Here is an 8,679-nt window from a genome sequence, read left to right on the forward strand (position 1 = left end):
TTACTTCAGGGTCTTGGCATCGGCGGCCAGGGCCTCGGCCTTGTCGGTCTTCTCCCACGAGAACGCGGTAAAAGTCTCGCCGCTCTCCAGCGTGACCTCGTAGGGCTTGCGGCCGAAGTGGCCGTAGGCCGCCGTGGCCTGGTACATCGGGTGCACCAGATCGAGCATCTTGATGATGCCGTACGGACGCAGGTCGAAGTGTGCGCGCACCAGTTTTTCGAGCGCCGCGTCGGAAATCTTGCCGGTGCCGAAGGTGGTGACCATGATCGACGTCGGCTCGGCCACCCCGATCGCATAGCTCACCTGCACCTCGCAGCGCGCGGCGAGGCCGGCGGCGACGATGTTCTTGGCGACGTAGCGTGCGGCGTAAGCCGCCGAGCGGTCGACCTTGGACGGATCCTTGCCCGAGAAGGCGCCGCCGCCGTGACGCGCCCAGCCGCCGTAGGTGTCGACGATGATCTTGCGGCCGGTCAGACCGCAGTCGCCCACCGGGCCGCCGATGACGAAGTTACCGGTCGGGTTGATGTGGAACTTGGTGTTCTTGGAGATCAGCTTCGCCGGCAGCACCGGCTTGATGATCTCCTCGACAACCGCTTCGCGCAGCGTCTTGAGCTTGATGTCGGGATCGTGCTGGGTAGACAGCACGACGGCGTCGATGCCCACGGCCACGTCATCCTCGTAGCGCAGCGTCACCTGGGATTTCGCGTCCGGGCGCAGCCATGGCAGCTTCGGCTTCTTGCCCTTGCGCAACTTGGCCTGCTGCTCGACCAGGCGATGCGCGTAATAAATCGGTGCCGGCATCAGCTCCTTGGTCTCGTTGCAGGCGTAGCCGAACATCAGGCCCTGGTCGCCGGCGCCTTGCTCCTCGGGCTTGACGCGGTCCACGCCCATGGCGATGTCTGGCGACTGCTTGCCGATCAGGTTGAGCACGCCGCAAGTGGCGCCGTCGTAGCCGACGTCGGACGAGGTGTAGCCGATGTCACTGATGACCTTGCGCGCGAGCGCCTCCAGATCGACCCAAGCGCTGGTGGTGATCTCGCCGGCGATGATGGCCACGCCGGTCTTGACCATGGTCTCGCAGGCCACGCGCGCACGCTTGTCCTGCGCGAGGATGGCGTCGAGCACCGCGTCCGAAATCTGGTCGGCGAGCTTGTCCGGATGGCCCTCGGAAACGGACTCGGAAGTGAAGAGGAATTGGCTCACGGCGGAAACCCTCGGGTGATCGCGATGGAAGGGGAAGGGAACGCGACAGCGGGCGCTGCTGCGTGCATATCTGCCTATACGGATAGGCGGATAGTCTAGCAGCCCGCAAGCCGCGTCGGGGCCTACGCTAGACTCCACCCCGACCCTGTTTTCCGAGCGTTTCCGCCATGGCTCTGACGTCCTCCACGATGCTGCCGCTCGGCACGCCGGCGCCGGATTTTCGGCTGCCCGACACCGTCAGCGGCGAAATGCTCGACCTGCGCGCGCTGCGGGGTCGGCACGCCACGCTGGTGATGTTCATCTGCAACCATTGTCCCTACGTCAAACACGTGAATCCGGAACTCCTGCGCCTCGCGGCCGACTATCGGCCAGGCGGTGTCGGCATGATCGCGATCTCCAGCAACGATGCCGCGGCCTACCCCGAGGACGACCCGCAACAAATGCGCCAGGTCGCGGCACGACTCGGCTACCCCTTCCCCTATCTCTACGATGCCACCCAGGATGTCGCGCGCGCCTATCAAGCCGCCTGCACGCCGGACTTCTTCCTGTTCGATCGCGAGTTGAAGCTGGTGTATCGCGGCCGGCTGGACGACTCCACCCCCGGCAATGGGCGCCCGCTCACCGGCGCCGACCTGCGTGCCGCGCTCGACGCGGTGCTGGCCGGACGCACGCCGGACGCCGACCAGAAGCCCAGCATGGGGTGCAACATCAAATGGAAGGCGCACCGCCAATCCGGGTGACGCCGATCCCAACTCACGGTATCGTCACGGGACCCGGCGCGAGCATGATCACACGCCCTGGCGGGCCAGCTCGCAGCAAGGGTATCGCCTCCACCGGTTTTATGCGCGACGCCCCACGATCGGCGCGCCACGATGGCCGCGTGTCGCTCCAGGTTTCGACGTCAGTTACGGTGGCCGGGATTTCGCGCGTAGTGTCGTCGTTGCAATCCCGTTCATTCCGCCCCGGCGCGCAACCCCTTTTCTGCCCGCGAAGAGCGCTTGAGTTGGCATAGCGGTGGTAGGCCCAGCATCCGACTCGGATGCGAGTATGGCAAGTCGGCGGCGCGCATTGAGGCACTGCCGTCTGTCAGGGTGAACAGGCCGGCGAGTCGGTCACGGACAGCGCGGCCCAGCCCGCGAACGTCTAGGCTCAGCCCGGCACTGTGCAGATTTGCGCCAACGAGCCAGCGAAATGTCGCGCGGTCGTGCGGCGAGCTGGCACAGGAGGGGCAGTCGAAGCTCACGCCGTCCGCCGCGCGAGTGGCGCGTCCCATCCACCCACAGATGTTGCAACGCGCGTCGATGCTATCCAAGGCGTTTAATAGCGCAAGGCTGTCCGCGAACACCGGATGTGCCGCGACCGTGGCTTCATCGACCAACGCAACGATGCCTGGCTCCACGTGATCGGGAAGCACTGCGAGTTCCGGGATTCTACCGAGCGCGTGGCCGCGACTTTCGAGGAAGTAGCAGTACTCCATCAGAGTTTGCCTCTCTGGGCAATGCTCGCTGAAACCGCCTTCCCTTTCGAAGACACTGCGTCGCAACACATACAGTGCATCGTGAACGTGACAGAAAGCGCGGTCGGGATTTGCAAGTGCAAACTCAGGATTGCGAAAGCCATTGAACCAAGTTTGAGCGGCATAGCCGCGTCCATCCGGCCATGCGGACGAGCCGACGAGGTGCCCGGCGATCGCAACGTGCGAGTGATTCCGCATGTAGCGTAAGCAGGGACGTTCCCAACCATGTCGGATCACATAGCTACCTTTGCTGCAGACGTGAAACACGAATTCCGAGCGTGTCATCGCCAATGCGGCGTTCAATGCCTGAGCGTACGTGTGACGCTCCCCCAGGGTGATGATGCGCAGACGATCTTCGCCTCGGGCGAGCGTCTTGAGCCGGTCGAGAAACGCCGTGTCGCTGCCATTGTCGATAATGGTGAGCACCATTGGCGTAGTCGTACGTTCAAGCACGCTTCGGATCGCGAGATCGGTGCTTGCCCAGTCCGCTTGATCCTCGCGGTCTGATGTGATCATGAAGACGTCAATTGGCGGGTTTGCGCACACATCGAGTAGGGCATCGACGGCGTGGCGAGCGCCTAGGTTTGCGTTGAGCCGGTCTCTGGCCGACCACGCTATGGCGGCGAGTGAGTCCGGACTCATCCGTGTGATTCGATGCAGCTGCGCCGCCAGTGCGCCGGGATCGCCGGCTGGAGTGAGAAAGCCGGTGATTCCGTGGGAGACTAGATTGCGTGTCGCCGGTGTGATCGAAGTCAGGCACGGCACGCCGGTTGCGATGGCCTCCAAGAATGCTCGGGGGATATCGTCCGTCTCGCCGTTCTGTGACTCGATGCGCGGCAGACAAAACACGTCTGATTCGGCGAGCGCTTCCCGAAGCGCATCTAGCCCCTCCAATACGCCGCAGAGACGCACGTGGGATTCTAGCCGGAGCGTGCGAATTAGTTCGTGGTATCGGGTCTTCAATGGGCCTGCGCCATGGATGCGGACCTGCACGCTGCCGCGTTCCAGCCGTGCGGCGGCTTCGATCAGCATCTCCAGGCCCTCGCTCTCCACGAATCGGGCGACGGCCAAGATACGCAAGGGTGCGTCGGCGCCGCGGTCGCGCGCGATGATCTGCGTCGTTTGTAGCATGCCGGTGTCAACGGCCTGCGGCATGAGGATCATCTTGTCCAGGGGCACGCCGCGTTCACCAAGAAAGCGGCGTTGGTCATCGTCATGAACCATCACGCGGGAGCAAAGCGTGCACTGCGCCGCTTCCGCGATTCGAACCATTGTGAGATCACCAGGTGCGATCAGCTCGGGGGCAGGCGGTCGGAAAGTAAAGGCGACTCCGGCACTCTCCGCTGCAGTCCGGAGCATCGTCCACAGCGAGCTCTCAGAAGCAGAGCTTGCGTAGTTGGCGTGGATCCAGTTGCGCCGATGACTGACCAGAACTTTAGCGAGATCCTCTGCGTCGGATACACGCATGGATTCGAGGTCGGGCGAGCCTGGCCTGTCGGCGTCGACGACATGATAGACGCGCACATCGATGCCGCGCCGGCGCAGCTCCTGGAGCTCGTTAAGCGCATAAGTCTGTGGCGAGGCTGGCCAGTCCGCCAGCACGTAAGCCAGCCGCAGCGGCTCGGCGCCGGAACTCGGCACGCGATGTGCAAACTTTCGGCGCACCGCACGCTCGTTGTCATTCAGCGGTTCAGTGAGTGTGATGTTGTTGAGCGCGCGACCGATGCGGTAGTCGCACAGCACAAAGGGCACGAAAACCGGGATGTAGAGGCGCGTATAGCGCAGGATCAGATCCCAATCGACGAGCCGGCGTAATCGTTCGTCGAAGCCACCGAGCTGCGTGTATAGATCGCGATGGTGGACGAAGACGTTCAGGTCGATGAAGTTGCGGCGCAGTAACGCACCGTGCTCATACGGATGGCAACGGATGAACTCGAGCCCGCGCTCGCTGTCGCGAAGGTGTAGGCACGAGTAGGCAGTTCGCGCCTGGGGGTGGGCGGACAGCGCCGCAGCCATCATGAGCAGATAGTCCCGACGCCAAGTGTTGTCGGAATCCAAATACGCAATCCATGTTCCCTGCGCTACCGCCAGTCCGGCGTTGCGCGCCGCGCAGACGCCGCCGTGTGCAAGGCGCAGATAACGTAACCGCCCGGACGCGAGCGCGTCCGCATAGCGCTCGGCGACGAGCATCGGTGTGTTGTCGGTGCTGCCGTCGTCGCAGACAATCAGTTCCCAGTCCGTGTAGGACTGGGCCAGCACCGCGTCGATTGCATCGCCGATGGTGGCCGCTCGGTTCCATGTCGGCATGACGATGCTGAATCGGCCGATGCCCCGGCGGGCCAGATGTGCGCGTGCTTGCTCGATCCGTTCGGGGGTGAGCTGCATCTCAAGCGCCTGCGGCGAGCCTGGCGCCACGGTCGCCACGATTTGCCCCGAACCATTGGGCCGACTGGGCGCAGGTTTGCGGCCCTCGCGACAGCCGTGCGTTAGATAATGCACCAACGGATTGAGGCCGCGGGCGGCGACGTCAGGGTAGGTCGACAGATACCAGGCGCTGTCAAAGTCGGGACCGGGGCTGCGGCCTTCTGCGCCACCCGCCAGAATGAAATGCTCAAGGGGCGGGATACCTGATGCGGCCACATCGGGATTGTGGCGTAGATACCAATCGGGATCGAACCAGCGATTGGGGGCGCGACCTTCCTGTTGTCCAAACCGCAGAAAATGCACGAGCGGATTGACGCCAGCGCCAGACACGTCCGGGTATCGGCTGAGGTATTCCCGAGTCGAGAATAGGGGGCCGGGGTCGCGGCCTTCGATTGCGCCGTGTTCCAGATAGTGCAGCAACGGATCGACACCGCTGGCGGCTACATCCACGTACCTTCGCCGATACCAAGCGCTATCGAACAATGGGTTTGGCATTCGACCTTCCTTGGCCCCGCGCAGGAGCCAGTGCCAGATCGGTGAAACGCCATCGGCGGCCACATCGGGTGCGGTTTGTAGATACCACAACGGGTCGAACAGGCCCGATGCGAGGAGTCGGCGTGCTTGGCGCCAGAGGTATAGCCGTTCGCGAGTCGATAGCCTCCGTCCGAGTAACCGCGCTGGCGGTAGGGTCAGACGACCGAGGAGATTGGTTCTTTGCGAGAACAAACTGCGACGTTGACGAAGCAGTTCCAGTGTCCGCGTGCGGGCCGATGACACTAAGGCTACAGTCGCCGATCGTTCGATCTGGATTCGGTTTTCGAGCGCCGCGATTTCCGAGCGTTGCCGATCAATGGTTGCCTCCAGGCGAGCCTTCTTAGCTTGTTCGCTCAGTGTCTTGTGATGTTGCGCCTGGAGATCGCGACGCTGCCGCTCTATGCGACTGCGCCATTGAGCGTCAAGCTGCGCGAGCTCGGCGTCGTGACGCGTGCGTAGCCATAGCTGATGATCGCGTGCCTGCGCCGACAGGATCTGTGCGAGTGTCGAAGAATCTTCGACGCGGCGTACGAGGGGCGAATCGGCGTCCGGGGAGGGGGCGGCATCACCCGCGTCGAGCGCGAAGACATTTACATAAACCCCCTGGTGCCGAAGCCGACTGATCGTGTCCGAGACGTGCGGCGAGGACGGCGTGGCGATCAAGATGCTCAGTCGAGCCTCGCCAGCCGTCGCGGCGGCATCGTCAAGATGCTTACTGCGCACGGCGGAGTCCGGCGCGTCGGATGACTCTGTCAGTGTTAGGTGATTGAGGTCGGCGCGTAGGTAGTAGTCGCACAGGATGTGCGGAACCCGCTGCGGAGCGTGGCTGCGGGTGTAGCGCAAGACCAGATCCCAGTCCTCCTGTCTGCGCAGGGTTTCGTCGAACCCCCCCAATCGCTCGTACAGGCTACGGTGATGCGAAAAAACGTTGATGTCGATGTAGTTCTCGCGCAGCAGGCGCGGCCAGTCGAAGGGTAGCCAGCGCACGAAATCGCGGTGGCGGGCGCTGTCATGGACGTGTATGGCAGCGTAGGCGCAGCGACGGTGCGGGTGCGTGGCGTAGGCGGCCGCCATGCACATGAGGTAGTCGGGATGCCAGCGGTTGTCGGAATCGAGGTAGGCAATCCATGGGCCCTGTGCGATGCGCAACGCCTGGTTGCGCGCCGCGCTGACGCCGGCATGCAGATTCTCCAGCAGCCGGAGCCGGCCGGATGCGATCTCACCAGGATAGCGCTGACGCAACATCGGCAGCGTTCCGTCGGTGCTGCCGTCGTCGCTGACGATCAACTCCCAGTGCGGATACGACTGTGCGCGCACCGAATCGATGGCTTCGCAGATCAGCTCGCGGCGGTTCCAAGTGGGCATGACGACGCTGAACCGCTGGTTCCAGCCGGCCGTGTCGACTGTGGTGCGCGCCTGTTTGCTGACCTCGTCGGTCATCTCGAGCGCGGCCGATGCTCGACACCCTGGCGGCAATCGCGCACTGACCGTGTCGATGACGGGTGCCAGCGATGGTACCGGCGCGTCCAACAATGCAGAGCTCACCAGTTCCCAGGCGGCGTCGATCTCTTCGCGCAGGGCGTCCAAGCGTGCGGACGCATCGGGGTTATCGGGTTGTGCGTGCAAGTCAGTGAGCGCGGATAGGGCTTCCCGTGTCCATCGCTGAGTCGGTCGATCACTCTGGGGCGCGACGTGATGACGCAGTTCAGGGCGTAGAAAGCCATCAATCTGCTGCTCAATGGTCGGGCAGTCGATCGGCAGATCGAGCCCAATGATCTTCAGTGCCGGTATCAGACTGGTGCGCCAATCGCTGAGCAGCTCGTCGTAATGGACGAAAGCTCGGGGGAGGCCGCGGCTATCGCACTCGGCATCGAGGATATGCCGCAACCAGAGCAGCAGGCCAGTGCGCATCGCCATCCCGTTGCGTGCGGCGAGTGAGGCGGCGACCTCCCAGGGTTGCCTCAATGGGAGTATCGCGACAGCCCTTGCGCGAGCCTGTGCCAAGCCAGCGCGCCACAGCGGCAGCAGCCGGCAGAGACGGGGGTCCTTGAGTGCGAGTGGCGCATCCCCGACGTGCGCGGCGACGATCGCCGCGATCTCGTCGACGAATCCCTTGCGCGTCTCGGCGTCGAGATTAGAGAAATTCAGCGGCCGACAATCGTCCCATCGTGCGCCTAGAGCAGCGAGAATGCGGTCATTGAGCCGCTGGACATCGGTAGACTCCCAGAATCCGGTCTGATTGTCCGACTGCGCGGGAATCAGGTTGTTCGGCAGGCGCGCCCCCAGCAGATTGAGCGTACGTGTCAGGGCAGAGGTGCCGCTGCGGTGCATGCCCAAGACCAAGACGACCGGAGCGGGCTGCGCGGTCAACTGAGGCGGTGTGTCAAGCTGGGGCGTCGAAGTGCCGCATGAAGGGTCAATGGACATGATTGCTGGGGCGCTATCCCGGTGAGATCGATGCGGATATGGGCCGCCTACAAGGGAGAGGCGCCGACGCCGCCACGGAGATGACGGGACGGTCTGCGATCGATGGCCGATCCATGGTAGCAACTGCGATTCGTCGGGTGAACGCGCTGTCCAGATCAAGCGCGCCGGTCACCGCGGGGTGCGCTTCCTGCCTCAGATTGTGACCCAGCGCACGAAAATGTCCCGGAGCCACCTACTCGGGGGGTGGGGGCGCTCGAAGAACGCACTCGCCGCCCTTGCCCAACTGCAGGGACTCCGGCACAATCGCCGCTCGTGAACCGTTACTGCGAGCATTGGAATCGAGTGCCGAGTGGTGAGGGTTCATGCGCAGCTCGCGGAATCTCTGACGTGTTCAGGGGTTCGTGAAGTTGGGAGTGTTCTGGGGATCATCATCTGGTCAGACGGCTTAATCTAAGGTAATTCCTAAGCAAACCGGACCAAATCTGAGAGGATTTGGTCATGAAGCGATGTCCCGGATGTGCAGGTTGTCGGCACTATCGCCTGGGGGATGGACGTCTGAAGTGCCGCGCCTGCGG

3 protein-coding genes are annotated in these 8,679 nt (G+C 63.5%); 1 reads left to right on the forward strand and 2 read right to left on the reverse strand.

All coding sequences use genetic code 11. The features are described 5' to 3' along the window. On the reverse strand, positions 1-1,203 hold the full coding sequence (metK, locus tag ABSH63_RS12925) for a methionine adenosyltransferase (RefSeq protein WP_352890284.1): 1,203 nt from the start codon (positions 1,201-1,203) through the stop codon (positions 1-3). 167 nt (positions 1,204-1,370) lie between these two features. Between metK and ABSH63_RS12930 the strand changes: the two genes are divergently transcribed. Next, positions 1,371-1,943, forward strand: coding sequence for a thioredoxin family protein (locus ABSH63_RS12930; RefSeq protein WP_352890285.1), 573 nt, complete (start codon positions 1,371-1,373; stop codon positions 1,941-1,943). A gap of 212 nt (positions 1,944-2,155) precedes the next feature. On the opposite strand, the gene ABSH63_RS12935 is transcribed toward ABSH63_RS12930, so the two are convergent. Further along, positions 2,156-8,047 carry a glycosyltransferase gene (locus ABSH63_RS12935; protein WP_352890286.1) on the reverse strand — a complete coding sequence of 1,964 codons (5,892 nt, stop codon included), beginning with the start codon at positions 8,045-8,047 and terminating at the stop codon, positions 2,156-2,158. Positions 8,048-8,679: the final 632 nt, after the last annotated feature.

This window comes from Sinimarinibacterium thermocellulolyticum, from assembly GCF_040327995.1.
Lineage (GTDB): Bacteria > Pseudomonadota > Gammaproteobacteria > Nevskiales > Nevskiaceae > Solimonas > Solimonas thermocellulolyticum.

Excerpts from the sequence above, each read along its gene's own strand:
- ABSH63_RS12930 (WP_352890285.1), top strand. The coding sequence starts at position 1,371 with ATGGCTCTGACGTCCTCCACGATGCTGCCGCTCGGCACGCCGGCGCCG.